20 protein-coding genes are annotated in these 25,100 nt (G+C 72.0%); 7 read left to right on the forward strand and 13 right to left on the reverse strand.

Translation table 11 applies throughout. The annotated features are described in order from the left end of the window. Positions 1 to 28 precede the first annotated feature (28 nt). The 3 genes from TU31_RS10620 to TU31_RS10630 are packed head-to-tail and all read left to right on the forward strand — an operon-like array spanning position 29 to position 2,787. Positions 29 to 844: an ABC transporter ATP-binding protein gene (locus TU31_RS10620; protein WP_042152637.1), complete on the forward strand. Its 816-nt coding sequence runs from the start codon at positions 29 to 31 to the stop codon at positions 842 to 844. Next, positions 834 to 1,706 (forward strand): ABC transporter permease, encoded by an 873-nt coding sequence (locus tag TU31_RS10625; protein ID WP_042153726.1) that lies wholly within the window; start codon positions 834 to 836, stop codon positions 1,704 to 1,706. Before TU31_RS10620 ends, TU31_RS10625 begins: the two co-directional genes overlap by 11 nt. A 43-nt stretch (positions 1,707 to 1,749) precedes the next feature. Then, positions 1,750 to 2,787, forward strand: a complete 1,038-nt coding sequence (locus TU31_RS10630) for an ABC transporter substrate-binding protein (protein ID WP_042152641.1) — start codon at positions 1,750 to 1,752, stop codon at positions 2,785 to 2,787. A 54-nt stretch (positions 2,788 to 2,841) separates the two neighbouring features. Here the strand turns inward: TU31_RS10630 and TU31_RS10635 are convergent, their stop codons facing one another. From TU31_RS10635 to TU31_RS10665, 7 genes are all read right to left on the reverse strand, one after another. Then, positions 2,842 to 3,906 (reverse strand): trypsin-like serine peptidase, encoded by a 1,065-nt coding sequence (locus TU31_RS10635; protein WP_042152643.1) that lies wholly within the window; start codon positions 3,904 to 3,906, stop codon positions 2,842 to 2,844. Between the two features lie 9 nt (positions 3,907 to 3,915). Beyond that, positions 3,916 to 5,058, reverse strand: coding sequence for a trypsin-like peptidase domain-containing protein (locus tag TU31_RS10640; RefSeq protein WP_042152644.1), 1,143 nt, complete (start codon positions 5,056 to 5,058; stop codon positions 3,916 to 3,918). Then, positions 5,055 to 8,072, reverse strand: a complete 3,018-nt coding sequence (locus TU31_RS10645; RefSeq protein ID WP_245698488.1) for an AAA family ATPase — start codon at positions 8,070 to 8,072, stop codon at positions 5,055 to 5,057. The genes TU31_RS10640 and TU31_RS10645 overlap by 4 nt, the downstream gene beginning before the upstream one ends. Continuing rightward, positions 8,053 to 9,180 (reverse strand): P-loop NTPase family protein, encoded by a 1,128-nt coding sequence (locus TU31_RS39635; protein ID WP_042152646.1) that lies wholly within the window; start codon positions 9,178 to 9,180, stop codon positions 8,053 to 8,055. The genes TU31_RS10645 and TU31_RS39635 overlap by 20 nt, the downstream gene beginning before the upstream one ends. A 7-nt stretch (positions 9,181 to 9,187) precedes the next feature. Next, positions 9,188 to 10,123: an alpha/beta fold hydrolase gene (locus TU31_RS10655; RefSeq protein WP_042152647.1), complete on the reverse strand. Its 936-nt coding sequence runs from the start codon at positions 10,121 to 10,123 to the stop codon at positions 9,188 to 9,190. 18 nt (positions 10,124 to 10,141) lie between these two features. Further along, positions 10,142 to 11,038: a DNA/RNA non-specific endonuclease gene (locus TU31_RS10660; RefSeq protein WP_078885687.1), complete on the reverse strand. Its 897-nt coding sequence runs from the start codon at positions 11,036 to 11,038 to the stop codon at positions 10,142 to 10,144. Between the two features lie 269 nt (positions 11,039 to 11,307). Continuing rightward, complete coding sequence (locus tag TU31_RS10665) at positions 11,308 to 11,499, reverse strand: DUF6381 family protein (protein ID WP_042152648.1); 192 nt, start codon at positions 11,497 to 11,499, stop codon at positions 11,308 to 11,310. Positions 11,500 to 11,928: 429 nt separating this feature from the next. Between TU31_RS10665 and TU31_RS10670 the strand changes: the two genes are divergently transcribed. Then, a complete protein-coding gene (locus tag TU31_RS10670) occupies positions 11,929 to 12,948 on the forward strand; it encodes a hypothetical protein (protein ID WP_245698489.1) in 1,020 nt (339 codons plus the stop codon). Between the two features lie 83 nt (positions 12,949 to 13,031). Here the strand turns inward: TU31_RS10670 and TU31_RS10675 are convergent, their stop codons facing one another. From TU31_RS10675 to TU31_RS10685, 3 genes are all read right to left on the reverse strand, one after another. Continuing rightward, positions 13,032 to 13,529 carry a DUF6328 family protein gene (locus TU31_RS10675; protein ID WP_042152651.1) on the reverse strand — a complete coding sequence of 166 codons (498 nt, stop codon included), beginning with the start codon at positions 13,527 to 13,529 and terminating at the stop codon, positions 13,032 to 13,034. Beyond that, complete coding sequence (locus tag TU31_RS10680; RefSeq protein ID WP_042152655.1) at positions 13,526 to 16,084, reverse strand: ATP-dependent Clp protease ATP-binding subunit; 2,559 nt, start codon at positions 16,082 to 16,084, stop codon at positions 13,526 to 13,528. Before TU31_RS10680 ends, TU31_RS10675 begins: the two co-directional genes overlap by 4 nt. A 286-nt stretch (positions 16,085 to 16,370) precedes the next feature. Further along, on the reverse strand, positions 16,371 to 18,602 hold the full coding sequence (locus tag TU31_RS10685; RefSeq protein ID WP_158894353.1) for an FUSC family protein: 2,232 nt from the start codon (positions 18,600 to 18,602) through the stop codon (positions 16,371 to 16,373). Positions 18,603 to 18,793: 191 nt separating this feature from the next. On the opposite strand from TU31_RS10685, the gene TU31_RS10690 reads away from it, so the two are divergent. Then, positions 18,794 to 19,399, forward strand: a complete 606-nt coding sequence (locus TU31_RS10690) for a PadR family transcriptional regulator (RefSeq protein ID WP_042152660.1) — start codon at positions 18,794 to 18,796, stop codon at positions 19,397 to 19,399. A 28-nt stretch (positions 19,400 to 19,427) separates the two neighbouring features. On the opposite strand, the gene TU31_RS10695 is transcribed toward TU31_RS10690, so the two are convergent. Further along, positions 19,428 to 20,447, reverse strand: coding sequence for an acyl-CoA dehydrogenase family protein (locus tag TU31_RS10695; protein WP_042152663.1), 1,020 nt, complete (start codon positions 20,445 to 20,447; stop codon positions 19,428 to 19,430). Beyond that, positions 20,447 to 21,652 (reverse strand): acyl-CoA dehydrogenase family protein, encoded by a 1,206-nt coding sequence (locus TU31_RS10700; protein WP_042152665.1) that lies wholly within the window; start codon positions 21,650 to 21,652, stop codon positions 20,447 to 20,449. Before TU31_RS10700 ends, TU31_RS10695 begins: the two co-directional genes overlap by 1 nt. Positions 21,653 to 21,880: 228 nt before the next feature. Here TU31_RS10700 and TU31_RS10705 point away from each other — a divergent pair, with 228 nt between their 5' ends. Together TU31_RS10705 and TU31_RS10710 are read left to right on the forward strand one after the other, a co-directional pair. Further along, positions 21,881 to 22,663, forward strand: coding sequence for an SDR family oxidoreductase (locus TU31_RS10705; RefSeq protein ID WP_042152666.1), 783 nt, complete (start codon positions 21,881 to 21,883; stop codon positions 22,661 to 22,663). A 131-nt stretch (positions 22,664 to 22,794) separates the two neighbouring features. Continuing rightward, on the forward strand, positions 22,795 to 23,952 hold the full coding sequence (locus tag TU31_RS10710; RefSeq protein WP_042152670.1) for an acetyl-CoA C-acetyltransferase: 1,158 nt from the start codon (positions 22,795 to 22,797) through the stop codon (positions 23,950 to 23,952). A gap of 81 nt (positions 23,953 to 24,033) precedes the next feature. On the opposite strand, the gene TU31_RS10715 is transcribed toward TU31_RS10710, so the two are convergent. After that, positions 24,034 to 25,092: an NAD(P)H-dependent flavin oxidoreductase gene (locus TU31_RS10715; RefSeq protein ID WP_370682727.1), complete on the reverse strand. Its 1,059-nt coding sequence runs from the start codon at positions 25,090 to 25,092 to the stop codon at positions 24,034 to 24,036. Positions 25,093 to 25,100 lie beyond the last annotated feature (8 nt).

Below are 25,100 nucleotides of genomic sequence, written 5' to 3' on the forward strand. Positions count from 1 at the left end.
GCCCGTATCGCTCCTAGCCTCGCGGGCCATGAGCAGCCACACGAGCCCCGCGATCGAACTGCGGGGTACGAGCAAGGCATTCCGGACGCCGTCGGGGGCGCTGCACACCGCCGTCCGGGATCTGGATCTGGTCGTCGAGCGCGGTGAGTTCGTCGCGGTCGTCGGGCCCACCGGGTGCGGTAAGTCCACCACGCTGACGCTGGTCAGCGGCCTGGAGGAGCCCACGGAAGGCGAGGTGCTGGTCGGCGGTGAGCCGGTCCGCGGCATCGGGGACAAGATCGGGTTCGTCTTCCAGCAGGACGCTGTCTTCCCCTGGCGCACCGTGCTGTCGAACGTGATGGCCGGTCCCCGCTTCCGCGGCGTACCGAAGGCGGAGGCCCGGCAGCGGGCGCGGGACTGGCTGGCCCGGGTCGGGCTGGCCGCCTTCGAGGACCGCTATCCGCACCAGCTCTCCGGCGGACAGCGCAAACGGGTCGCCCTCGCCGCGACCTTCGTCAACGACCCCGAACTCCTGCTCATGGACGAGCCGTTCTCCGCGCTCGACGTCCAGACCCGGGCGCTGATGTCGGACGAACTCCTGGAGCTGTGGTCGGGGACCGGCGCCTCCGTCGTCTTCGTCACCCACGACCTGGAGGAATCCATCGCCCTCGCCGACAAGGTCGTGGTCATGACCGCCGGCCCGGCGACCGTGAAGGAGGTCTTCGAGATCGGTCTGCCACGCCCCCGGAAGGTCGAATCGGTCCGGCTGGAGCCGAGGTTCATCGAGATCTACCGGGAGATCTGGTCCTCGCTCGGCGAAGAAGTCCGGATCACCCGCGAGAGGGGTGCCGCAGATGTCGCCTGAGACCGTCGCCCCGGCCAAGACCCCGGCCGGCGCGGGCCGTACGGACCGCTCCCGGACCAGGGAACGGGCCGCGCGCCGGCACAGATTCCTGGTCCACGGCACCCGGGTGCTGCTGCTCGTCGGGCTGCTCGGGCTGTGGGAGTGGCTGGCCCGGGCCGCCGTCATCGATCCGTTCAACTTCTCGATGCCCTCGAAGATCTGGGACCAGATGAGCCAGTGGGCGCTGCACGGCACCCCGCAGGGCTCGCTGTGGGAGCAGATCTGGTACACGCTCCACGAGGCGCTGCTCGGCTGGGTGATCGGTGTCATCGGCGGTGTGGTGCTGGGCATCGCGCTCGGCCGGATCCGCTTCCTCGCCGATGTGCTCGGCCCGTACATCAAGGTGCTCAACGCCCTCCCGCGGATCGTGCTCGCCCCCATCTTCCTCATCTGGTTCGGCCTCGGACCGGCCTCCAAGGTCGCCTCCGCCGTCGTCCTCGTCTTCTTCCCGGTCTTCTTCAACGCCTTCCAGGGCGCCCGGGAGGTCGACCGCAACCTGGTCGCCAACTCCCGGATCCTCGGCGCGAGCAACCGCCAGGTCACCCTGCACGTGGTCATCCCCTCCGCCACCTCGTGGATCTTCACCAGCCTGCATGTCAGCTTCGGCTTCGCGCTGATCGGCGCGATCGTCGGCGAGTACATCGGCGCGACCAAGGGCCTCGGCCTGCTGGTCTCGGCGTCCCAGGGCACCTTCAACGCGGCCGGGGTGTACGCCGCCATGGTGATCCTCGCGGTGGTCGCGCTGCTCGCCGAAGGGCTGCTGGCCTTCCTCGAACGGCGGCTCTTCCGCTGGAAGCCCGCCGATCCCGAGGGCGGCCGCTGAGTCCATCCCACCGACCCGTTCCCACCTCACAAGGACGTGACCCATGCGCACCGCACGGAAGTTCCCGGCCGCTCTGGCCGCCGCCACTCTCGCCCTGACCACCCTCACCGCCTGCGGCGGCGCGTCCGGGGCCGGCGCCTCGGACGACGCGAACGGCAAGATCAAGATCATGGTGGGCGGGCTCGACAAGGTCATCTATCTGCCCGCGAGACTCACCCAGCAACTCGGCTATTTCGAGGACGAAGGCGTCCACGTCACCCTGCTCACCGAACCGGCCGGTGTACAGGCCACCACCTCGCTGGTCTCCGGTGACGTCCAGGGCGTCGTCGGCTTCTACGACCACACCCTCGATCTTCAGGTCAAGGGCAAGCAGGTCGAGTCGGTGGTACAGCTCGCGCATGCCCCCGGCGAGGTCGAGGTCGTCTCGAACAAGGCGGCCGGTGAGCTCACCTCACCCAAGGACTTCAAGGGCAAGAAGCTGGGCGTCACCGGCCTCGGCTCCTCCACCGACTTCCTGACCAAATACCTCGCGGTGAAGAACGGTGTGCGGACGAACGAGTTCACCCCGGTCGCGGTCGGCGCCGGCCAGACCTTCATCGCCGCCCTCCAACAGGGCTCCATCCAGGGCGGGATGACGACGGATCCGACGGTCGCGCAGATCGTGGACAAGGGCCTCGGCAGGGTCCTGCTCGACATGCGCACCCCCGAGGGCTCGCAGAAGGCGCTCGGCGGCCCCTACCCCTCGTCCAGCCTCTACATGAACACCGACTGGGTGAACAGCCACAAGGAGACCGTGCACAAGCTCGCCAACGCCTTGGTGAAGACCCTCAAGTGGATGTCCACGCACACCCCCGAGCAGATCGCCGCGAAGATGCCCGCCGACTACGCCCAGGGCGGCAAGAAGCTGTACGCCCAGGCGATCAAGGACACCCTGCCGATGTTCACCGAGGACGGCGTGATGCCCGCCGAGGGGCCCGCGACCGTCGAGCGTGTGCTGAAGGCCTTCAACCCCAACCTCAAGAACGCCACGGTGGATCTGAAGAAGACCTACACCACCGAGTTCGTCAAGAAGTCGGGCTGACCGAGCGGACCGGGCTGACCGGCGGACCGGGCCGCCCCGCGGACGCGCGGCGGCTCAGACGAAGTTGATCTCCGCCCGGGCCAGCAGCGGATCCTCCACCAGCTGCCACAGCGGTACGGCGAAGTTGCCGAAGCCGTAGCGGCCGCCGAAATGCAGCCCCAGGACCCGGTGGTCGGTGAGGTCGATGACGGGGGAGCCGCTGTTGCCGCCGAGCGTGGAACAGTCGTGCTTGATGATGTTCTGGCCCGGCACCAGCTCCGTGGCGGTGCCGGGCTGAAGCCGCTTGACGTTGTAGATGTCCATGAAGATCCGGCGCATCGACTCCGGCTCATTGCGCCGGCCGTCGTACGCCGGATAGCCGACGCAGTACACCGGACGACCGGGCAGATCGGCGGGCGCGTCCGCGGCCACGGCCAGCGGCGCGGGCAGCGCCCCGCCTCCGGCCGGCGGCGCGACCCGCAGCAGGGCCAGGTCCACGTCCTCGTGGATGCCCAGCACCTCGACGACGTCATAGGCGGGGCCGCCGCCTTCCGCGTCCCCGCCGTACTCCTCGCCCATGTCGAGCCGGGCGCTGATGCCCTGCTGGAAGGTCCAGCCGGCGCCGTCGCCACGGGCGAACTCCGCCGCCACATGACGGTTCGTCAACACCACGTCCGGACCGACCAGGAACGCCGTACCCAGCCAGTCCAGGCTCAGATGCCCGGACAGCTCGACCCGGCCCACCCGCGAGAGCGACTCCCGGATCGCCGCCCGGTGTCCGTCCAGCACCGCCCAGTCACCCTGCTGCGGTGCGAAGTCATGGTTCTGGACGAGGATGGCGGGGCGGCCTTCGAGCAGCACGATGGCTTCCATACCGAAGGACTCGTCGTCGCCGATCTCGTCCGCCCGCCCCTCGGCGAGCTTCTCCAGACCGCTGACGCCCGCCGACAGCACCCGGGCCCGCTCCTGCTGGGCGAACTGCGCGATCTGCCCGGCGGGCAGCTCCGCTGCGGGCAACTCCTCCAGAGATTCCGGGATCTCCCAGGTCAGCCCCTCCTTCACCCGCGCCGCGACCTCCCGCAGATCCGAGAAGACCTGCTCCGGACCGGCCGCCACCGGTGATCTGCGCCGACTGTGCATCTCGCCTCCTCAGCCGCGCTGGGCGGCCTGTTGCGCCGTCTCGATCTCGGCATGGACACCGGGACTGCTGGTCTGCAGATGGCGCATGATGCTGCGCATCTGGGTGCCGACATTGACGAAGGCCGTCGTCCTGCCCTGGAACTGCACGTTCTCCACCCGCCGCGTCCCCCGGTGGAGCGCCACCACCTGCCAGTCGTCCGTGAAGACCGGCGACCCCGAGGACCCGCCCCGAGTGTCGGTGAAGTAGCGGACATCGGTCTCGTCCGCCTCGTAGACGAGGTTGTTGCGCAGCGCGACCCGCTTCGGCTGGCCACCCGGGTGCTGGATGATGTTGACGGCCACATAGTCGCCGCCGGTGACCCGCAGCGGTTCCGCCGCCAGCTTCAGCACCGGCCGCGCGGGCTCGGCGGCCAGCCGCAGCACGGCGTAGTCCAGCTCCGCGTCCGCGGCGACGAGTGCGCTGACGGCGGCCTCCGCCGTCTCCACGTCCTCGGTGTCGAAGTCGAACCGGGCAAGGGTGTGCTGAGCCTGGAGGCCCAGGTCCCCGGCGTCGGCCAGCGGCCGCCCCGCCCCGGTCCCGGCCCTGGCGTTGACCACATGGTGGTTGGTGACGAGCAGATCCGGCGCGATCAGCCACCCCGTACCGGAGTGCGGGAAGCCGTTGGGCCGGAGCGGAGCGCCCCCTTGGTACGGCGGCACCTTGAGCCGGGCCACCGCGCCGCCCGCCAGCTCACCACCGCGGAGGAAGCCGATCGGCACCGTGTCGTCCCGGTGGACGATCTGTTCCTTGATCTCCGCCGTGGGCGAGGGCAGCCCGGCCAGCACATCCGGCTCACCGCCCGCCTGCCGCGCCACATCGTCCAGCGCCTTCTGGAACACGGTGAGTGGTGCGGCCTCGGTGGTCTCGGCGACGGCGTTGCGCAGCCAGATCTCCAGCGGCACCGAGCCGTCCACCAGCCGCTCCACCCGGTTCATCTCGTTCAGGTCGGAGTGCGTCTGCCGCCCGGGCGCCGGATGCAGCGGCAGCGTGCTGCGGTAGCGGGGCATGATGCCGTCGAGCAGCAGCGGCCGGACGGTGGGGTCGGCGAGCCCGGTCTCCACCGCGGCGTCCAGCACCCGGCGGATCTCGTCGGGCGAGAGATAGGCGGTCATCGGTCCTCCGGCCCCGCGGGGCCGCTCCCTTCGTCCTGGGGACGGCCCCCGTGCTCCGGCCCGGAGGCCGCGTGGCCCGCCGTCCGGGCACCGGTGCCCACGCCCATGGCCGCGGCCACCCCGGCGACGATCTCCCCGCTCTTGTCGGGGACCGCCAGCAGCCGCCGGGCGAGCGTGTCGAGGGTGCCGCGGTCCCGGGCCAGCCGCAAAATCCCGGCGATACCGGTCGGCGCGCCGCCGGACGGCTGCCGGGACGGTCCCGCCGCCTCGTCGAGGATCTCCATCACCCGGCCCAGCAGCGCCGGTTGCCGGCTGGTCGCGCGGCGCATCGCCGCGCCCAGCGCGTCCAGTGTCTCGTCGTCGGCGGGCAGCCCCACCACCTCCAGCGCATGGTCGAGCGCGCCGGGCGCCCGGTCGTAGATCTGCGAGGCGACCGCGCGCACCAGCACCGGCCGGTCGGCGAGCACGGCATCGGGCAACTGCCGCAGCCGCTCGGCGAGTTCCCGGTCCGCCTCCGGGTCGGCGCCGTCCGCGCCCGCCGTCAGCCGGGCGCGGGCCAGCAGCGCGCCCATCGCTTCGAGGTCCTGCCCCAGACCGACCGCGACGTCTTCCGCGATCCGCAGCGCACGTCCCGCGCTCGCCAGGTCGCCGGCCTCCTCCGAGAGCCGGGCGGAGAGCAGCAGCAGCTCCAGCCGGCGTTCCCCGCACCCCGCGCGCTCCGCCGTGTCGATGGCCTCCGCCGTGGCCCGGCGGGCCTCATCCTGCCGGCCGAGCCGGTTGAGGGCCTCGGCGAGCAGGGCGTGCAGGGGGCTGCACGGTGTCCAGGGCTGTCGTCTGCCCAGCCGGTCGAAGGCCGCCTGGGCGTAGCCCTGTGCGAGCAGATCCTCCACCTCGCGGGCCGCGATCCGTTCCCAGTCCTCCTGGTCGGCGCCCGCCGCGACCTGATCGGGGGTGCCGCCGCCGAGCCGGGCGGTCAGCAGGCCCGCGGCTCTCGGCGTCATGTCCTGCTGCGCCCCGGCCAGGAACTGTTCGACACCCGGCAGCCACCGCTCCTCCACCGAGCGCGGGTTCTCGTCGAGCCGCAGCCGGTGGTAGATCTCCTCGGCCCGGGCCTCCAGGCCGTCGCGCGCGGCGTAGTGCTCGACCGCGCGCCGCTCGACCTCGCGCATCACGGCGGTACGGTCGCCGCCCGGCAGCCGCAGCATGATGGCGCGGACATCGCTGCGGTAGCGCACGGCGTCCGGGCGGGTCGGCTCGACCAGGTCCAGGCGGCTGAGCTCCGCGAAGAGCGCGCGGGCCTCGTCCGGGGTCGTCACCCGCAGCCCGCACGGTTCGGCGAGCACCTCCTGGATGATCTCCGGGGTGATGAACCGGAGCACCAGCCCGGGGTGGGCGAGCCGGCGGACGTCCTCGTCGCTGATGTGGCTGAGGATGCGGTCGTAGAGAATCCCCTGGACCAGCAGCTGGTCGACCCCGCGGAAGACCTGATGACGGCGTTCGGGCAGGCTGCGGATCAGCTCGCAGGTCCGCTCGGCCCCGGCGCCCGCGAGGGTGGCGGCGCGGGCGGCCAGTTTCAGACTGAGCGGATGGCCACCGACCCGGTCCGCCAGCGCACGGGCCACCTCCGGGTCCTTGACCCCGCAGGACGTCAGCAGGCCGACGGCCGCCTCCGGATCGAGTTCACCGAGCTCGATGCCGAGCGATTCGACGGTCTTCGCCGGATGCTCCACCGGCGCCCGCCCGGAGACGATGAGCCGCATCCGCGGATAGATGCTCTGGAACGAGAGATAGATCGCCACCATCCGGCCCACCACTGGCGAACCGCGGTACTGAGCCTCCTCGAACGAGTCGACGACCAGCGCGAACGGCGGGTCCTGCGCATGCTCCCCGTCCTTCCGCTCCGCCACCGCCCGCCGCAGGACCTCGGCGAGCCGGCGGATCAGATCGGTCTCCCGTCCGGCGGCCAGCGACTGGAACTGCTGCGACGAGCGGCGCCCCAGCACCGCCCGGGTGGTGGCGAGTTCATGCAGCTGGCTCACCCGCTCCTGCCCCTCCCGCTGGCTGCGGGCCGCCTCCTGGCACTCGTGCGCCAGCGCGTCCAGCTCGGCGCGGTGGGCCGGGAACTGGATGCCGAGCTGCCGGGCCACCTCGGCGATCAGCGTGAGCGGTTCCTGGATGGAGAGGGTGGGCCGCTCGAAGTCGATATAGGCGAACGGGAAGCAGCCGGCCGGGTCGTGGAGGGTGTCGAGCACGAACTTGGCGAGGAGGGTGGTCTTGCCCATCCCGCCGGGCCCGTGCACCACCAGCGGAGGGACCGGGCCCGGATGCTGCGGAGCACCGCCCGGCCGGGCGCCGGGCGCAGTGGGCCCGACGGACGGGACGACATAGTCCCGCAGCTCCGCGAGTTCGCGGGTACGCCCCTGGAACGGCGACCGTACGAGGCGCTTCAGGGGATCGAGCAGCCTGGCCCGCTCCAGGGTGAGCTGGAGCTCCGCGAGATCCGGCAGCCCGGTCGTGCCCGGGACCCGTGAGAGCCACAGCACCGCCTGGAGGGCATCGGCCAGCTCGTCGGTGGTCAGCCGGTCCGTCTCCGGCGGGTGGCCGGAGAGATAGGCCAGCGCGAAGCGTTCCGGACCGGGTTCGCCGGGGAGCTGGTCGAGATGGCACTCCAGGACGTGCCGGGCGGCCGCGGGCCCGGCCAGCCCCCGGAGCGTCCGGTCCCTGACATCGGACTTGAGGGACCACCCGGCCTGGTCCTGCATCCCCAGGGTCGTACAGTCGTCGACCAGTTCCAGGACCGCGCCGCCGGTGGCGGTCTCCTCGCCGGGCAGCCGGAGCCGCTGGGGATCGAAACGGCTCAGCAGACAGACCGCCTCCCGGTAGGCGCGGCGGGCGTCGGAGACCTCCTGGGGCCGCTCGTCGCCCGGGTGCAGCTCCGCGCGCAGCCGGGCGACGAACAACTCCCGTGCCGCGGCAGGGTCCAGCGGGCGACCGTCAGAGGGACTGGTAGACACGGATGGCCCCCTCCGCTGCCGTGCAGAGCTTGCGCATATAGCTTTCGCGGTCCGCCCCGTTGGGCCCGGTGGCCCGGAGCACCTCGTGCACGGCCGCGTCCACGAGCGCGGTGATGGCGGATTCCCGGAGCTGCCCCGTACCGAGCATCTCCGGTGGCGACTCATGGAATGCCTGGTCGAAGAAGGTGCGCAGATCGTCGGGTTCGGCGATCCGCGCGGTGTCCCAGGCCAGATTTCCCCGCAGGTCGTAAGGGAGTTGACGCATCGAGCGCCCGTACCCGAGGAGCACCAGCCGGGGTGCCTGGTCGCCGCGGACGGCGGCGTGCTCGTAGATGGCCATGCCGAGTTGTCCGATGAAGTCCCACACATCGGAGCTGGGATCGAGCTTGTCGCATTCGTCGAGGACCAGCCACAGCCGTTCCTCGACGGCGGTGGCCCGGCCGGCCACCCAGTGCGCGGCCTCATCGATCGACGGCAGCGGGTCGTTGAGTTCCGTGGGATTCAGCGGTGCGGCGCCCTCCTGCGGATCGGCGACGAAATCGGCCAGCCGCCGGACGACCTTGGCGGCGGTGGCGGTGTGCGACAGGGTGACCCGCACCGGACGGAATCCGGCGTGCTGTCCGATGTGGCGGAGGAAGTTATAGGTGTACGACCTGCCGCTGCCCGGCTCGCCGTCGACCAGCAGAATGAACTTGTGCGGGTCCCCGACGAACCGGCGCAGGGTCTCCCGCAGGTCCTGGCGGTCGATGAAGGCCTCGGCGCCGTTCTTCAGCACGCAGGTACGGAAGTTGTCCCGCGCGGCATGGGCACGGAAGTCCTCCCGCAGCCGGCCCAGGAATTCCTGTGCCTTCACGATGTCCGGAAGCACGGCCAGCCGGTCGACGGTGGTGAGGGCCTCGACGAGCCGCAGCTGCCGCTGGATGTCCGTGCGGGACTGGTGCACGAGGGCGCGGGCGTTGTCCGAGCTGATCTGCGTCAGCCGCAGCCCGCCGATGAATTCCGGCGGGAAGCCGTACTGGGCGAGCTGGGTATGCGGATCGGTGGTGTCGAGCAGATAGTTCCGCGCCCATGTGGTGACCAGGTCCCACTCCGTTTCGGTCAACGGCATACCGCACCTACCCGGTACCGTCGAAGATCCGCTGAACCGGTGCCCTGACCTCGTGCTGCGACAGATACTCGCTGATGCCGTGGTGATTGCCGCTGTCGTTCGTGACCAGCAGATCGGTGACCCGTTCCTGCGGGGCGAACTCGGGCCGCAAGGTGTGGTCGAGAGCCACCAGATCCCGCAGGTCCGAGGCGTTGTGCCAGGCCGCGACCCCGGCCGGGACCGCCGGCGGCCGCGCCAGATGGTCCTGCACCTCGGTGATCGCCAGCGGCGATCCCACGGTGACCAGCAGCTCCACCTCCCGCCCCTGCTCCATCAGCACCTCGTAGGCGAGGATCGTGCCCAGGCTGTGCCCGACCACCACCAGCGGGCCGCCGTCCACCCCCGCCAGCGTCTCCTCGACCACCTCACGCATCGCCGGCCCCGACCCGCCGAAGAAATAGCCGTGCACGTCCTTGAAGGCGTGCTTGACCAGCAGCCGGAACACCGCCGTACGGCCGGTCCGGGGCAGCGGCAGCGTCTCCAGCGGCAGCTTTGCACCGGGCTCCTCGGGCTCGCCGGCCTGTGCCAGCGTGTCCGCGAGGTAGGTCATCTTCCGCAGCCAGTCGACCAGCGCGCTCTCATCGGCCCCGGCCCGTCCCTCCAGCGCGAACTCCCCGGCTTCGAGCCGCGCTTCCCCCAGCGTGCGCGCCACGAAGTCCTCCGGCGGCTCCGTCGCGGCCCGGTCCACGGCGGCCGGCGTCTCCTCGATCAGCTCGGAACCGCCGTCCAGCGGATCCGGCCGCAGGTCGGGGAGCGGCTCCGGATAGCGCACCGGGGCCCAGTACGCCATCCGCGAGGCCTCGGCCATGTCCCGGCCGAACAGCGCCGTGTCCCACTGCGATTTGAGCAGCTCCGAGCGGACCTTGTTCCCGTTCCCGTGGACGTAGACGACCCTGGGTCGCATCGCTCGCGCCTCCCGGCCTCAGCCGCGCCGCAGCACGATGTCGTCGTGCGACGCGAGCCGCTTCCAGCGCTCGGCCGGCGCAAGGGTGACGGGCATCAGATCGACGTCGGGCAGCGGCCCCAGGTCCAGCGAGGTCAGCTCGGCGACATCCCGCACCGGCACCTGGAACGTCCGGAACGCCCCCAGCGGCGGCGGCGCGCCCGCCTGCGCCCCGGCCAGCGCCCGCTCCGCGTCCCGGGTCAGATCGGGGCTCTGGTCGAGGACGTACCCCGTCGCCGCCAGCGCGCCGTCCTGAAGGAACGCCGCCACTTTCCAGAAGCGCAGCGGCACTTGCACGCCCCGGTACGGCGGATCGGAGTCGTGCAGTACCGGCCCGGTCAGCACGGCGAGCTTGCGGTCGAAGTCGGCGGCGTGGTCGAGCAGATAGTTCTCCAGCCCCTGCCACAGCTTCTTGCCCTGGTTGAAGACGTCCGCCTGCGGGGCCGCGTTCGTGTAGTGAAAGGTGTCCTCGTTGGCCTGGTCCGCCTCCGCGGCCGCACCCCACACGGGGTCGAGCCGGCGCACCAGATGTCCCTTGTCCAGCGAGTTGTCGCGGTACAGGTCATTGCCCGCCTGGTGCGCCTTGTCCAGCCGCGGATCGAACTGCCAGCTGCTCTCCCGCGGCACATGATCCAGCAGACGCCGGCCATCGATGCAGACCGCGGTGGCCGCCGCCATCCGCCGGTCAGGACGCAGCACCACGGTGAAGTGGGTGTAGGGCAGCACCACCGTCGCCACCTCGGGGCGGCTGGGCATCGGCAGCGGCACCGGAACCCCGAGGAAGTGCTCGTCATAGCCCGCGCGGTCCGCCAGCGGCGGCCGGAAGGTGGTCCCGGCCGCCGGACCGGCGGCCCGCGGGGAGTCTGATGGGATCATGGGATTAGCGCTTCCCGGTGGTGCGGACCGCCGATCGGTGCCCACCTCGAAGCCACTCGAACAGCCGGGCGCACCGGCGCCGCTCCGGCCGCGGAGGAACCGGTCAGGCGGTGGGGCGCGGCGCCGCGTACGGACGCCGGCGGGCCATGGAACGCAAGCAGCGGCCCTTCACGGTGTGACGGAACACGGCGGACGCGACGCGCCCAAGGGGTGCGTCCCGTCCGCCGTCTCCATCCGTGCTTCCGCTCCTCGGGCGAGCACCGTGGCCTTCAGTCGGCGGGGTAGATGTCTCCGCTGGCCATACCGCTTTCCTGCTCGCTCTGGGACCGGAGCCTGCGCGCCTTCTCCCGGAGCCGCTTCTGCTCCTCCGGGTCACTGGTCCGCTCCGCGGCGGCCTGGAGTTCCTGGGCCTTGTCACGCATCTGCTGGATTCGTGCGCGGGATTCTCCTGATGCGCTCATGATCTGTCCTTGAACGGTGTATGGAGAGCTGCACTTACCAGCTAAACAGGGTCGACGGCCCTTGGCACCTCGGTAATCACGCTCCGTATGGGCGGGTATCCGGGCGTGATTTCCGGAGCGGAACAGGCGCCGCTCATGCCGTTTCCCGGCGTGTCCGCAACCGGACCGAGTCCGGCCGGGACGGGACCGCCGACCGCGGCGCGCCCGGGCATTTCGGCGTGTCTCCACCGGATGGCCTTCCTGAATGGCGAGAGCGGCCAGTAGGGACGTTGGCTGAAGCACAGCACGCTCACAGTCCGCCGAGTGTCAGCGCTTCTGGTGTTTGACGCTCCCCTCGTTCAGTGGAGTCCCTCCATGTCATCCGAACCAGCTCTTTGTGGGGGCGACGCCGAACTGTCCTCGACAGAACCCGGCGAGCACTTTCCGCCCATGACCCCTGAGAAAAACTCGGCCCGCACACTTCTGTGGGAGGCAGTCACCCATCGGCCCTTGGAGGAAGTCGCCGCCCTGGTGGAACGGCTCAAGCGCAGTGGCGACGTGCCCAACCCCGGCGACGAAGCCCTGCGTATGGCGGTCGTTTCCCGGCCGGTGAGCGAGGTCGCCGCGCTCTTCGACATGCTCAGAGCCACCCCGCACACCGCGGAATCGAGCCATGAGGCCCTGCGCGCGGTGGCCGTCGACAGATCCGTGGAGGAGGTCGCCCAGCTGATCGAGCTGTTCGGCGGGGCGAGAGACGGCGGCGCCGATGTCCACGGCCTCGTCGAGCAGTTCCCGCCCGGCCCCGGTGGCTTCGGTGGCCCGGGCGGTCCCGGTGGCCCCGGTGATCCCCTCGAACCGGAGCGCACCGCGTCCATGCACGTCCTCGACCCCGACGTCCGCCCCCTGGGCCGCGACGGACAGCCGCTGTACGGCGCGCAGAGCGAAGCCCCGATGAACCAGCCGCCCAGTCGCCCCCCGTGGGCCCAGCGGTCCGCGAGCCCTACGCCGCAGGGCGGTCCGCGCTGGGCCCCCGCGGACGAAACTCCCCGCCAGCCGGGCTATGCGATGCCCGGTGTGCTGCGGTCCGTCCTGCGCTGGCCCGCGGCCCTGGCGCTGGCGCTGTGCGGGCTGAGCCATCTGCCGGTGAACTCGACGCACCTCCAGGGCGCCCAGGCGACCGCGGGGCTCTCGATGGCCATCGCCATCGTCTACCTGCTGCTGGCCGGCTGGCTGGCGATGCACGACACCGCCCTGGTCTGGACGGTGAGTGCCGCCGCGGCGATGATCATCATCGCCCTGCACGCCCTGTCCCGCGCCGGGGTCTTCGCCCCACTGGGCAGCGGCCTGGGCGACACCGGCATGTGGCCCGAACTGCTCGCGGTGGGGCTGGCGATCGTCAGCGCCGGGCTCGCGGGTGCGGCGCTTCTCTACCGCCCGCGCCGTATGGGCGCGGCCGCCGCGGGCGTGTGACCGCCGACAGCACACGGCCGCTCAGGGCGCGGGCCGGGACCTCATGTGGTCCCGGCCCGCGCCCTTGCCCGTGGTGCGGCAGCTCATTCCCGGTCCGAGTACCGGTGCAGCACCCAGGCGGGCAGCGCGAACCAGCAGAGCATGAACCAGGCGACGAGTCCGGTGACGATCCAGGGGACGGCGGTGTCGTCCATGGCGATGCGCAGGATCAGCAGCAGTGCGGAGGCGACCGTCGCCAGCAGGAGCACGATCCCCACCATGGCCAGCCGCCCGGCCCAGACCACCGTCTCCGGCTTCAGCCGGTGCCCGGTGACCAGCCGGTGGAAGGTCACCGTCCCGATCAGCGCGCCGGTCGTGGCCGCCCCCAGCAGGACCGTCACCACGTAGATGGTCTGGTCGGTCTGACTGAGCGTGGGGAAGCGCGGGGTGAAGGCGACGGTGAGCAGAAACCCGAAGAGGATCTGCACCCCGGTCTGGATGACCCGCACCTCTTGCAGCAGCTCGTTCCACCGCCGGTCGGCACGCTCCTCCGGCGACTCATGGCGTCCCTGGGACGTGTCACGCGGGCCGAGTGGCGTCACCCGGACTCCTGCTGTCTCTTGCCGGTACGGAACGCCAGCTCATTGGCCTCCACCTCGATGCGCACCTCGTCCCCGTTCGCCAGGGCGCCGTCGAGCAGCAGCCGCGAGAGCATGTTGTCGATCTCGCGCTGGATGGTGCGGCGCAGCGGCCGGGCCCCGTATTCGGGCTGGTGGCCGCGGTGGGTGAGCCAGTCCACGGCGCCGGGGGTGAACTCCACGGCGATGTCCTGGGAGTGCAGCCTGCGGCGGGTCCCGTCGAGCAGCAGCTCGGTGATCTGGCGCAGCTGATCGTCGGTGAGCCGGCGGAAGACGATGATCTCGTCGAGCCGGTTCAGGAACTCCGGGCGGAAGTGCTCACGCAAGGAACTCAGCGCCCGTTCCCGCGCGCCGTCGCCGGCCTCCGCCCCCGAGATGTCCGGGCCGAAACCGAGCACCCCGCGACCGCCGCTGAGCGCCTCGGAGCCGAGGTTGCTGGTCATCACGATGACGGTGTTCTTGAAGTCGACCGTGCGGCCCTGGGAGTCGGTCAGATGCCCGTCGTCGAGGACCTGGAGCAGCATGTTGAAGACATCGGGATGAGCCTTCTCCACCTCGTCGAGCAGCAGCAGCGAATAGGGGTGGTGGCGCACCGCCTCGGTCAGCTGGCCGGCGTCCTCGTGGCCGACGTATCCCGGGGGCGCGCCCACCAGCCGGCTGACGGTGTGCCGCTCCTGATACTCACTCATGTCCAGCCGCACCATGCGCTCCTCGCTGCCGAACAGCGCCTCGGCGAGCGCACGGGCCAGTTCGGTCTTGCCCACGCCGGTCGGGCCGAGGAAGAGGAAGCTGCCGATCGGGCGGGCCGGGTCGGCGAGCCCGGCCCGCGAGCGCAGGATCGCGTCGGAGACGGCCGTCACCGCGTCGTCCTGCCCGATCACCCGGGTGTGCAGCCGTTCCTCCAGCTTCAGCAGCCGTTCCTTCTCCTCCTGGGTCAGACTGCTCACGGGCACGCCGGTCTGCCGCGACACGATCTCCGCGATGTCCTCCGCGGTGACCTGCACGATGTGGCAGTCGCTCGGCGGCTCCGCCTGCCCGGCCTCGATCCGCGCGGTGAGGTCGGCGATCCGGTCCCGCAGCTCGGTGGCCCGTTCGTACTGCTCCGCGGCGACCGCCTGGTCCTTGTCCCTGACCAGCTGCTCCACCTCACGCTCCAGATCGCGCACATCGGTCGCCTTGGCACCCGTACGGAGCCGGACCCGGGCGCCGGCCTGGTCGATCAGGTCGATCGCCTTGTCGGGGAGGAAACGGTGGGCGATGTAGCGGTCCGAGAGCTCGACCGCCGCCACCAGCGCCTCCTTCGTGTAGCGCACCTGGTGGTGTGCCTCGTAGCGGTCCTGTAGTCCGCGCAGGATCTCCACGGTGTCGGAGACGCTCGGCTCGGGCACGAGGATGGGCTGGAAGCGACGGGCCAGCGCGGCGTCCTTCTCGATGTGCCGCCGGTACTCCTCCAGCGTGGTGGCGCCGATGACATGCAGCTCCCCGCGCGCCAGGGCGGGCTTGAGCATATTGCTCGCTTCCAGGGAACCGCCGTCCCCGCTGCCGCCGCCGGCCCCGACGACGGTGTGCAGCTCGTCGATGAAGACGATCAGCGAGTCGGGGTGCGCCCGGACCTCCTCGATGATGCCGTTCATCCGCTCCTCGAAGTCACCGCGGTAGCGGGTCCCGGCGAGCACCGCCGTCAGGTCCAGGGCGACGACGCGGCGCCCCGCCAGGGTCTCGGGGACGTCCCCGTCGGCGAGGCGCTGGGCCAGGCCCTCGACGATCGCCGTCTTGCCGACTCCGGCGTCGCCGACCAGCACCGGGTTGTTCTTCCCCCGGCGGGAGAGCACCTCGATGGTCTGTTCGATCTCCTCGCCGCGGCCGATGACCGGGTCGATCCGGCCCGCGCGGGCCAGGTCGGTCAGATCGCGGCTGTATTTGTCGAGCGTCGGGGTGTCGTGCTTCGGTGCGGCGCCGTGCTCGGAGCCCGGGTGCGGGGCGCCGTGGCCGCCCGGCGGGGTGCCCTGCGGCTCGAAGTGGGCGAGGTTGAGAATGCGCCCCGCCGCCGAGTCCGGATTGGCCGCCAGGGCGTCGAGCACATGCTCCGGGCCGATGTACGAGGCACCGTTGTCCCGTGCCAGCTCGTGCGCGCTCAGCAGCGCCCGCTTGACCGCGGGCGTCACGGCGACGCTGGACTGTTTCGGGCCCGAACCGGCGGCGCGGTCGATCTCGGCCGCCAGCGCGTCGGGGTCCGCCCCGGCGTGCTGGAGCATGCTGCGGGTCGGTTCGGACGCCAGGGCGGCCCGCAGCAGGTGCTCGGTGCCGAGCTCCGGACTGCCGTGCTCGGCGGCGTAGGCGGCTGCGGAGGTCACCAGATCCCGGGCGGGGGCGCTCATCATGCGCGCGATGTCCGCCTGCCGGGGCATGCCCTTGCCCTGCTCGCCGCCGGCGGACTGCGCGGAACCGAAGAAGCGCGCGAGGAAGTCACCGAACGGGTCCGGGCCGTAACCCTCCGGACCCATGAATCCATTGCTCATGTGTGTCCGTTCCGCTGTCACGGCGGTACCGCGACATGCTGCCTTGTCGGGTGCCTTGTGCTGTTGCCTCGTGCTCCTGCCCTGCCGGGTGCCCGGGAGACGCGATGCGACACGTCGTACGCGGCCCCACTGCTTCAGGATCAGGGCCAGCAACTCCATCCGCACCCGGGCGACGGGAGCCGGGCCCGCCCCTCCCGGTGTTCATACGTCCGGCCCGACGCGCACCACGGCACCGGACGGCGCGCGGCCGCGGCGGCAATGCTCCCCGGGCCCGGCGGCGACGACGTCACATCTCCTTGTGGAGACGGGGCAGATCGGCGGTCAGCGCGTCGAGCCAGATCACCGAGTCGAGCAGCAGCGCGGCGGAGAGCGCGCGGGTCTCCGTGTCGGGGCTGTGGTGCGGGATGGCCGGGGCGACCGCCAACAGGGCGCGGATGTCGAGCGGTTGCGGGTCGTCCCGGGGCGTGCCGTCGTCCGTGCGGAGGTGTTGGGCGAGGGACCGGTAGGCGGCCGCCGTCCGGTCGGCCGCGTGCCGTAGCCAGGCACCGACCTCCGGCGAGGCGATCCGGCCGGGGCGGCCGGGCAGCAGCCGCTCACCGCGCCGCGCGTCCTTCCCGGCGACCAGCAGTGTGGGCCAGTCCGGCTGCACGGTGTCCTCCCGTGGCTCGGACTGGTACTGGGCCAGGCTCTCCTGCGCGAGGCTGAGGGCCCGGTTGAGGGCGAAGAGCTCGGTGCTGCCGGAGCGTTCGACGACCCGCGTGGTGGTGTGCCCGATGGTGTCGGCGATGGCCGAGCACAGCGTCGCCATGCTGCGGCGCACCTCGCCGCTCGCGCCCCGTGGCCAGGCCACCAGCCCGCAGGCCAGCCCGATCAGGCTGCCGACCAGCACATCCACCAGCCGCACCGGCGCCAGCTGCCAGGTGACGGGGGAGACCTGGGCGAACAGCGTGGCGACGACCAGCGTGAAGCCGCCCTGCGCCCAGGCCAGCCCGCGCAACGGCCCCGCGGTGAACGCCACCAGCATGACCACGGGCAGGACGATGGCGTACACCGTGTCCCGGTCGTGGACCAGCGCCAGCATCCCGCCGGCCAGCACCGCGCCGACCAGCGTGCCGGTCAGCGCCTGCCGGACCGCGGACCAGGTCTCCAGGCTGGTGGTACGGGTCAGGGTGAGCGTGGCGAGCAGGACCCAGAAGCCGTGCTGGAGGTCGAGGAGACCGGCGATGGCCCGCGCCGCGGCCAGCCCGAGCGCGAACCGGCAGGCGTTCTGGAAGATCACCGAGCGAGGGGTGAGGTGCATGGTCAGCCGTTGCCACCACAGCTCGAGGGCGCCGGCCCGCGCGTACGCGAAGGTGTGCCCGGCGGGGTTCCGTTCGACGGAACGGTCACCGAGCATCAGCCGGGTGGCCAGGACGAGGACGACGGCACAGTCGGCGGCCTGCACCACCTGGGACCGGCGCCGCAGATAGACCAGCCGGTCATCGGTGCTGAGCCGTTCCAGGGTGTCCACGGCCCGGTGCGCCCGGACCGGGGCCAGCTCCTCCTGGAGGGCCTTGGCGGACGGTCCCTCGCCGGGCCGCAGCCGCTTCCTCCGCTGCCGCAGCGCGCCCGCCGCCTCACGGGCGGCGACGCTGATGCGCTCCAGCAGCGCCACCGTCTCCGGCTGGTACTCCCGCTGCGGCCCGGCCCCGGTGTGCAGGGCGTCCAGCCGCGCCAGCAGGGTGCGCACGGACTCGGCGGCGTGCGCCATGGCCTTGTGGGCGACGCCGGGGGAGGCGGGCCGGTCGGCGGGCGGCACACAGGAGGGACGCAGCGCCTCACCGGCCGTGCGCGCCGCGGCGAGCGCCTGTACGGGAGGAAGCCCGCCGTGGTGGTCCGCCAGGCGCGCGGCGGCGTCCGCGGCGTCGGCCAGCAGCCGGCGGAAGGACGGGGTGTCCGGTTCGGGCATCACGAAGCGCTCGCCCAGGGCGAGCAGGACCGCTCCCAGCAGGAAGCCGGACAACCGCTGCCCCAGGGTGTCCGGGGCGTACGGCGGGAAGCACGGCAGGATGTAGAGCAGCTGCATCCCCGGCGCCGCCCCCGCGATCCGCGGGCCGGTGGTGCCCGCGTAGGCCACCATGAAGCCGATGACGAGCATGCCGACGACGGCTGCCCAGGTCTGGACGGCGAGCAGGGTGCCCAGCGTGATCAGCACGAGCCCGGCGGGGAGCGCGGTGAGGACGGTCGTGGCACGCTGCCGTCCGGAGCCCGGAATCCGGGCGAGCGCACCGAGCGACACCACGGTGAAGGTGGCGTAGACGGACATCACGGTCAGCCCGAGCCCGTAGCGGCAGAGATAGAAGGCGGCACAGGAAGCGACCGTCACCCGGACCGCGTTGCCGACCACCGTGTGGTGCCCCTGCACTCCGTGTTTGCCGTGCTCCAGCAGGTAGCGCAGCCTGCGCAACCCGGCCCTGACGGGGCCACCGGCCGAACGCCGCGGTCCGGACCCCGGAGAACCCTCCTGCTGCGAACTCACCTTTCCACTATTGGCCAGCGGGTCCGGGTCCGCACCGCGTGACGCCTGCCACTCCCGCCCCTCCCGCCCCGCAGCGCCCTGTACCGCACCGAGACCGTCTCCCCGCAGTATTTCCAACCGGCATAGCTCTAGCAGGAATGCCAAGGAGCGGAACGGCAGTTGGCGATGAGCGGAGGGGCGCGGACCGTAGGATGCCGCACGTGACGGAGACGAGGGCGGACACCGGCGATGCCGAGCGACCGGCGCTGCCGGCGACCAGTTGGGCGGTACTGGGCCTGCTCTCCTTCGGCGAGGAGCTGTCCGGCTACGACCTGAAGAAATGGTCCGACTGGTCGCTGCGCCTCTTCTACTGGAGCCCGTCCTTCAGCCAGATCTACGGTGAGCTGAAGCGTCTGGAGAAGGTCGGTTATGTCACCTCGCGGATGGTCGCCCAGGAAACCGGCAACCGCGACAAGCGCGTCTACGTGATCACCGATGCCGGAATGGCGGCAGTACGCCACTGGGCCCGCGAGGCACCCGTGGAGCCCCCCGTCCTCAAACACGGCGTGATGTTGCGCATGTGGCTCGGGCACCTACTGGAGACCGACCGGATGCGCGACGTACTGGGCCAACACCGCCAGTACGCGGAAACCATGCGGCAACGCGCCGAGGTGGACGCCGAGGACACTCGCGACGAGGAGGCCTGGGCCTGTCCCGCCCTGGTCCTGAAGTGGTCGGAGCGCTACTACGCCGCCGAACGCGACCTGGCCGACGCCATGCTGGCCGATTTGGACGAGCGGGAACGGCGGCGTCTTTGAGGACTGTGCGGCGGGGCACGCCTCCCTCTCACTCCGCCAGGACCCGGGCGCGGCAGTCGGCCGGGGTGCCCCAGGCGTCGCGCAGGGGGCGGGCCTTGCGTATCCAGAGGGAGAGGGGCAGCTCCTCCGTGTAGCCGATGGCGCCGTGGAGTTGGAGTGCGGTGCGTGCGGCGGCGTACCCGGCCTCGCCTGCCGCGACCTTCGCCGCCGCCACCTCCCGGCCCGCCGATGGGGAACCGGCCGCCAGTGCCAGGGCCGCCGCGTGGACCAGCGGCCGGGCGAATTCCAGTCCGATGAGGGTGTCCGCCAGCCGGTGCTTGACCGCCTGGAACGAGCCGACGGGTACCCGGAATTGGGTGCGTTGCTTGACGTAGGAGACCGTCGCCGCGAGCAGGGCGCGGCCGAGGCCGAGGGACTGTGCGGCGGTGAGCAGCCGTGCGACCTCGACGGCATGCGCGGCGGCCGCGGTCACCGCGGGGCCCCGGGCCAGCACCGTGCCGTCGAGCGGGCGGGCCAACCGCCGGGCCGGGTCGAGGGAGGACTGAACCGGGCCGTGGGTGTCCGAACGGCACACCGTGTCGCCCTGTATGACGAGGACGGCATCGGCGGCGTCGGCGTCCAGGGCGTACGGTGCCGGGTCGGCGGCGTTCGCGTGCCGGGCGTACGGGCCCGCCCCGGCGCACAGGCTGAGGACGGCCCCGCCCGAGGCGATCCGCGGCAGCCATTCCCCGGCCTCCGTGCTCGCGCCGAGACGTTCCAGGAAAACGGCCGCCGCCACCGTCTCCACCAGCGGCCCCGGGACGGCGTGGCGGCCCAACTGCTCGAAGGACAGCGCCAGTTCGACCGGCAGTAGCCCCGACCCGCCGTGCTGCTCCGGAACGCCGAGCCCCCACACTCCCGCCTCGGCGATCCGCGTCCACAGCGCCCGGCCCGGCCGGTGGTCGCCGGCCGCCCAGGCCCGTGCCACGGCCGGGGTGCCGGACGTGCCCAGCATGCCGTCCAGCGCCTGTGCGAACTCCCGCTGCTCATCGGTCAGGAGGAACCGCATCAACGGCGTCCCTTCGGCAGGCCGAGCAGTCGCTCGGCGATGATGTCGCGCTGGATCTCGTTGGTGCCGGCGTAGATCGGACCGGCGAGTGAGAAGGTGTAGCCCTCGGCCCAACTTCCGTGTGCGGGCGCCTCGTCGGCGTCGTCGGCGAGCATCCCGTACGGGCCGAGCAGGTCCAGGGCGGTCTCGTGCAGGGCGAGGTCCAGCTCGGACCAGAAGACCTTGTTCAGGCTGGACTCGGCGCCGAGGTCGCCCGCTTTCGGCTGTGCGTGAGCGGGGGCGGCCCCCTCGCCGTCGGCGAGCCGGGAGGCATGGGCGTAGGTGAAGAGCTGGTAGGCGCGGGCGCCGATCAGGGCGTCGGCCACCCGGTCGCCGAGGGCCGGGGCCCTCCCCTCGGGGGCCTCGCGCCACAGTGTGGCCAGTCGCTCGGCGACCGCGGTGAAGCGGCCCGGACTGCGCAGCGTCAGACCGCGTTCCTTGCCGGTGGTGCTCATCGCGATCCGCCAGCCCTGGCCCGGCTCGCCGATGACGTCCGTGTCGGGCACGAAGACCTCATCGAGGAAGAGTTCGGCGAAGGCGGGCTTGCCGTCGAGGCGGCCGATGGGGCGTACCGTCACGCCCGGGGCGTCCAGCGGGAACATCAGATAGGTGAGCCCCTGGTGCGGCCGGGCGGTGTCCGGATCGCTGCGGAACAGCCCGAAGGCGCGGTCGGCGAAGGCGGCCCGGGACGACCAGGTCTTCTGCCCGCTCAGCAGCCAGCCGCCGTCGGTCCGTACGGCCGCCGAGCGCAGCGACGCCAGATCCGACCCCGCCTCCGGCTCCGACCAGGCCTGCGCCCAGATGACCTCGCCACGTGCCATGGGGCCCAGCACCCGGGTGCGTTGCTCCTCGGTGCCGTGCTCGAACAGGGTCGGGGCGAGCAGGCTGATGCCGTTCTGGCTGACCCGTCCGGGGGAGCCCGCGGCGTAGTACTCCTCCTCGAAGAGCAGCCACTGCCAGAGCGAGGCGGCCCGGCCGCCGTACTTCTCGGGCCAGGAGACGACCGACCAGCGGTCCGCGGCGAGTTGGTGCTCCCATTGCCGGTGGGCGGCGAACCCTTCCGCGGTCTCCAGTGACGGCAGCGGGGTGGTGGGTACGTGGCCGGCGAGCCAGGCGCGGGCATCGGCCCGGAACTCCTCCTCGGCGGCCGTGAAGTGGAGGTCCATCAGGCGTCCGCCTCCGGTGGTGGCCAGGGGAGCGGCCTGGCGCGCGGGGGTGTCTTGTCGTGGGCAGCGGGCATCGCCATCGCGCTCCTTCTCTAACAAGTGTTTGGTAGGTTAACGTAGCGCCATGAGCAGCGTCGAGGCCCCGCCGCTCGCGAGTGCCCGGGCTGCTCCGTGACCGGATCGCCCGCACCCGGACCGGCCCGGAGACCATCCGCTGGAGGCTCGCGTATGACACCGCCCCCGTACGTGCCCGGCCACCATCTGCTCGACGGCCGGACCGCCGTCATCACCGCGGCCGCCGGAGCCGGCATCGGTGGCGCCACCGCCCGCAGGTTCCTGGAGGAAGGCGCCCGCATCGTCATCGGTGACGCCCATGAGCGCCGGCTGAAGGAGAGCGCCGCGGCGCTCGCCGCGGAGTTCGGGGCGGGGAAAGTGGCCGCGCTGCCCTGCGATGTCACCGACGAGGGCCAGGTCAATGCCCTGCTGGAGCTGGCGGAAGAGCAGCACGGGCGGCTCGACATCGTGGTCAACAACGCCGGGCTCGGCGGTACCGCCGATCTCGTCGAGATGACCGACGAGCAGTGGGGCAAGGTGCTCGATGTGACGCTGAACGGCACCTTCCGCTGCACCCGGGCCGCGCTGCGCCGGATGAAGGCTGCCGGCGAGGGCGGAGTGATCGTCAACAATGCCTCCGTCGTCGGCTGGCGCGCCCAGCGCGGCCAGGCGCACTACGCCGCGGCCAAGGCCGGGGTCATGGCGCTGACCCGGTGCGCCGCCGTGGAGGCCGCCGCGTACGGCGTCCGCGTCAACGCGGTCTCGCCCAGCCTCGCCCTGCACCCGCATCTGGTGAAGGTGACCACCCCCGAGCTGCTCGCGGAGCTCACCGAGCGTGAGGCGTTCGGCCGCCATGCCGAACCCTGGGAGGTCGCCAATGTCATCGTCTTCCTGGCCGGCGACTACGCCTCGTACATGACCGGCGAAACGGTGTCCGTCAGCTCCCAGCATGCGTGAGCCGCAGTGGCCGGACCGGCACTGCCCGGGCCCGCCGAACGGCCTCCAGGAGTTCGCCGCCCGCATCCGCCGGCGGCACCGCCTTGCGGAACCGACCGGCACCTCCGCAGAATCTGACCAGGGAGACCACCATGCCCGAGGCATACATCGTTGACGCGGTCCGCACCCCGGTCGGCAAGAAGGGCGGCGGGCTCTCCGCCGTCCACCCCGCCGATCTGGGCGCCCATGTACTGACGGCGCTGATGGCACGCACCGGCGCCGACCCCGCGGCCGTCGAGGACGTGGTCTTCGGCTGTCTGGACACGGTGGGACCGCAGGCCGGGGACATCGCCCGGACGTGCTGGCTGGCCGCCGGGCTGCCCGAGGAGGTGCCGGGCGTGACGGTGGACCGCCAGTGTGGCTCGTCCCAGCAGGCCGTCCATTTCGCGGCCCAGGGTGTCCTCTCCGGCACCCAGGACCTGGTGGTCGCGGGCGGCGTACAGAACATGTCGCAGATCCCGATCGCCTTCGCCAGCCGCCAGGCCGCCGCCCCGCTGGGACTGACCGACGGACCGTTCGCCGGCTCGGAGGGCTGGCGGGCCCGCTACGGCGCGGCGCCCGTCAACCAGTTCCACGGCGCCGAACTCATCGCCGCCAAGTGGCAGATCTCCCGTGAGGAGATGGAGGAGTTCGCGCTCCGTTCGCACCGGCGGGCCGTCCGCGCCATCGACGAGGGCCGTTTCGACCGTGAGCTCGTCGCCTACGGGGACGTCACCACTGACGAGGGGCCACGGCGTACCACCTCGCTGGAGAAGATGGCCGGGCTGCCGCCGGTCGTCGAGGGCGGCCGGCTGACCGCGGCGGTCTCCTCGCAGGTCTCCGACGGCGCGGCCGCCATGCTCCTGGCCTCCGAGCGGGCGGTGGCCGGCCACGGTCTCACCCCGCGCGCCCGCATCCACCATCTGTCGGTGCGCGGCGAGGACCCGATCCGGATGCTGTCCGCACCGATCCCGGCGACGGCGTACGCGCTGAAGAAGACCGGGATGTCCATCGGCGACATCGACCTGGTGGAGATCAACGAGGCGTTCGCGCCCGTGGTGCTGGCCTGGCTGAAGGAGACCGGCGCCGATCCGGAGCGGGTCAATGTCAACGGCGGCGCCATCGCACTCGGCCATCCGCTCGGCGCGACCGGCGTCCGGCTGATGACGACGCTGCTGCACGAACTGGAGCGCACCGGCGGCCGGTTCGGACTACAGACCATGTGCGAGGGCGGCGGCCAGGCCAATGTCACGATCATCGAGCGGCTCTGACGGCCCCGCGGAACGAGGTCTTCACCCACCCTGCCGCGGGCCGGCCGGAAGCTCCGGCCGGTCCCGGCGGCAGCGGGCCGCTCAGCGCGGCGGGTCCGGCGGCGGCAGCCCGGCCAGTGTCCGGCGCGCCTCGGCCATGATCCGGTCGACGAGCTCCGCGCACGACGGCAGATCCTCGATCAGCCCGGCGACCTGGCCGGAGGCCATCACCCCGAGATCGGTGCGCCCCTCGACCATCGACGCCTTGAGCAGCATGGGGGTGTTGGCCGCGAGCAGGACCTGGCTCCAGGAGAGGTCCCTGCCATGTCTCATCGCCAGGCCGTCGCGGACCATCTGAGCCCAGCTCAGACCGGACAGCTTCCGGAACGACGCGGCATGGCGCACCGCCCGGAGCAGCGCGGTGGCGCGCCCGGACCGCTCCAGCGCCTCGACCAGCTCGCTGCGCAGCATCCGGTGCGGCAGCCCGTCCACCTTCGTGGTGACGGTGATGTCCTTGACGGCCGCCGCCAGATAGCGGGCCTGGACGGCGGGCGGCACGGTGCTGTCGGACGTCAGCAGAAAGCGGGTGCCCATCGCGACACCGGCCGCACCGTAGGCCAGCGCAGCGACCAGGCCGCGGCCGTCGAAGAAGCCGCCCGCGGCGATCACCGGGATATCGACGGCGTCCACGACCTGCGGGAGCAGTACGGTCGTGGCGACGTTTCCGGTGTGCCCGCCGCCCTCCCCGCCCTGGACAATGACCGCGTCCGCGCCCCAGGCCGCGACCTTCTCGGCATGGCGGCGGGCCCCGACGGACGGGATGACGACGACCCCCGCGTCCTTGAGCCGGGCGATCAGCTCACTGGAGGGGGCCAGGGCGAACGAGGCGACCCGTACGCCCTCCGCCACGACGAGCCGCACCCGCTCCGCCGCATCCCCCGCGTCCGCCCGCAGATTGACCCCGAACGGCGCGTCCGTACGGGACTTGACCTCGCGGACCGCCGCCCGCAGCTGCTCGACGGTCATGGTGGCCGAGGCGAGGATGCCCAGGGCGCCCGCGTTGGCCGCGGCGGAGACCAGCCGGGGCCCGGCCACCCACCCCATGCCGGTCTGCACCAGCGGGTGGCGCACGCCGACGAGCCGGGTCAGCGGGGTCTCGATGCCCGTAG

Origin of the sequence: Streptomyces lydicamycinicus, assembly GCF_000829715.2 — a bacterium.
Classification (GTDB): Bacteria; Actinomycetota; Actinomycetes; order Streptomycetales; family Streptomycetaceae; genus Streptomyces; species Streptomyces lydicamycinicus.